Consider the following 2,769-nt stretch of genomic DNA (forward strand, 5'->3'; position numbering starts at 1 on the left):
GTAACCATTCGGTTCTCGACACTGCCGAAGCGATTGTATAAGCGCTTACTTTTGCATCAGTTCTTTGAAGCCAATTAAATGGGATGTATCAGGTAAGAGATAGTATTAGGAGGCTTGCGCTTTTTGCTCCAGTTGTTGAACATACAGTTTTAACTCCTGCAGTTCAGCAGTGAGCTTTTTATTTTCTTCGGTTAATGCATCCAGCATTTCCACAAGTTGTTCCTGCTTTTGTTTTTGCGATTCGTCCAGCTGTTTATACTCTGCTACGGTTTTCTCAATAGCAGCAGCATCCTGCTCATATTTTGCCACTAATGCATTGAAGGCCTCTACATGCTCACGGTAATTATTCAACTGATCTGCCTGCAGTTTAATCATCTTTTCTAACTCTTTCTGCCGTTTTTCCATTACGGCAATCAGTAGGTCTTTATTAACTTGATCAGTCATGTTTATTGATGGGTGTTTTGCAATTATTTACAATGGCTTTTTCCAATTTTGAGGAAGCAACCCGTAAAGCTCGTGCGCAGGACAATCATATATTCTATCGTACACATCGCAAAGATATTCGAAGGGATCTATATTATTGAGCTTACAGGTTTCCAGCAGTGAGAAAAATAAGGCAGCCCTGCATGCCCCCTGTTCGTTGCCGGCAAACAGCGAGTTCTTTCTATATAATGTTACCGGTCTGATAGTGCGCTCGGCGCCATTGTTATCGGGCAATAATTTGCCATCATGCAGGTATTCATTCATTAAATGCCAGTGGTTACACGCGTATGTAAAGGCTTTGCCTGTTGGACTATCGGGAGTAACCGCATTACGATTATCTGTAAGCCAGTTGTTTACAGTATCCAGGATGGGCCTGATATACTTTAGTCTTATCGCAACTCGTTCATTATCATCTATTTGCTTGTGGTCGCAGTAGGCTTCTATATCATAAATGATGCGGGTTTCATTTAAAAAGAATTTTGATAGCTCCAGGTTGTGTTTTCGGGCTTTAAAAAAGTAGCGGCGTATATGCGCAAGACAGGTGAGTAACTGCACCTCTTCGTTTTCCTTAAATGCAGTCTTGTACGACGATAGCCCGTCGCATTGCAACTTTCCTTTAAAATCCTTCAGTAATTCTTTGGGTACCGTACTGGCGCGTGAAGGATTGAACTCAAAGAGTACCAGTTTTTGCCGGGGCGCATTGATGACCCAAAAGTAACCACTACTGCACTGGCCCTTGCCTACATCATTGACAAAATCAATAGGCACCTCATCCATTTGCAGATAATCCTGGGCGTTGATCACCTTCTTGAACAATTTTAGCAGCCGTTTTAATTTCCGGTAACAGATCTCCTCCCAACCATTGACTGTAGAGGCAGCAAGTGATATACCCAACCGCTGCATTTTCTTAATCTGCCGTTCGTAGGGCATAGCGTACACAAATTTGTCAACGTGTACGTTGGCTACGAGTCTATTACTTACTCTTCCTTTTTCTATTACACGCGGCGGTACCGGGGCTTTGTATATCTTACCGACATTGTCAATATATTTCTTATAACGCGTTTGTGTTTTTACAAATTTGCCAGGCTGATAATCGTACACTTCGGTAACCTTCGTGCCAAAATATTTTAATCCCTCCTTATTTCCTTCATAATCTTTTTCGATTACTACTACGTCAACATTGTACTGGCGTCTTTTACCTGTTCTTACAACATAGCGTTTATTATGGCGATTTGATTTGGGTTGAACATTTTGTTGTTGCTCAATTTGCTGTTCGCTGGCAGTTCTTGCCCGGCTGGCTGCAACCACGGCTTCAATATCGCCTGATTCAAATACTTCTCCCAGAAATAATTGCCGGCCCTGTTTTGCATCATCACTATACTGCGTAAAGCGTTCTGACTTTTTTCCAAAAAGCATATTGGTAAATTCTTCCAGTTGCCATCCTTTTCGGATACCTTCCTCTACCTTAGCCAGCAGATCTCCCTGAACCTGTTTAAGCTGTTCAATAATGGTCTGCAAAGACACCAGTTGCTCCTGTTTTTGTGATAGCAGTAAGTCCTTTGCAATGAGCAATTGTATTAACTGAAGCTTTGATAGTGATTCATACTGCCTGAGTAAATCAGCAGGTGTAAGAGTAGCAGGCGGCAGGCTGGTATGAATGGAAGATTTCACTGGTCACAAATATAGATACCTGTTACCAGTAAACGCTTACTTTAATTAAAACATTTACATTTGTTGATCGTGGTTAATTATGCATCATGCTTATAACGATGCCGGTATTTTATTTCTATTCCATCCAGTATTAGGGATAATTGCTGGCGGGTAATTTCAACGGCGCCATTGCTGTTAAATTCGGGAAGCGCATAAGTGCCGCTTGACAATCGTTTGTGATAAACGCTATGGCCATCTTTTTCCCAAAGTAATAGCTTGACCTGGTTGCGGCGCTTGTTAAAGAAGATATAGATCGTTTCCGGATCCAGGGCATTGAACTTCATATGATCGGTAACAATCCCCGATAATCCATTACGCCCCTGGCGCATGTCGGTATTTATAGTACACATGCAGAGCTTAAATCCGTTCAGCGATAGCATATTTAACCAATTAATGCTTTAAAAAACTCAACACTCATAGGCTGATAAAACTTCAAACCTTTGTATTCTGCAAATACGTTTTCCTGGGCTTGTTCCTCCTTGATCTTTAAAGGAACAAACGCGGGGCTGGAGTTTGGATGATTGTTGTGTTCTCTTTGTTTGCTCAACCAACAATAGAATGTGCCGGTATTTATTC

General features: G+C 41.5%; 4 protein-coding genes. All 4 read right to left on the bottom strand.

What is annotated here, in order from left to right:
* Nucleotides 1-105: 105 nt before the first annotated feature.
* Nucleotides 106-444 (bottom strand): hypothetical protein, encoded by a 339-nt coding sequence (locus tag AC59IL_RS38800; protein WP_496557644.1) that lies wholly within the window; start codon nt 442-444, stop codon nt 106-108.
* Between the two features lie 27 nt (nt 445-471).
* Complete coding sequence (gene tnpC / locus AC59IL_RS38805; RefSeq protein ID WP_496557645.1) at nt 472-2,154, bottom strand: IS66 family transposase; 1,683 nt, start codon at nt 2,152-2,154, stop codon at nt 472-474.
* Nucleotides 2,155-2,231: 77 nt separating this feature from the next.
* Complete coding sequence (tnpB, locus tag AC59IL_RS38810) at nt 2,232-2,573, bottom strand: IS66 family insertion sequence element accessory protein TnpB (protein ID WP_496557646.1); 342 nt, start codon at nt 2,571-2,573, stop codon at nt 2,232-2,234.
* A 2-nt stretch (nt 2,574-2,575) separates the two neighbouring features.
* Nucleotides 2,576-2,769: hypothetical protein (locus tag AC59IL_RS38815; RefSeq protein ID WP_496557647.1), on the bottom strand; the 194-nt coding region annotated here is incomplete at its 5' end.

It is taken from the genome of Niastella sp. sgz303648 (genome assembly GCF_059587045.1).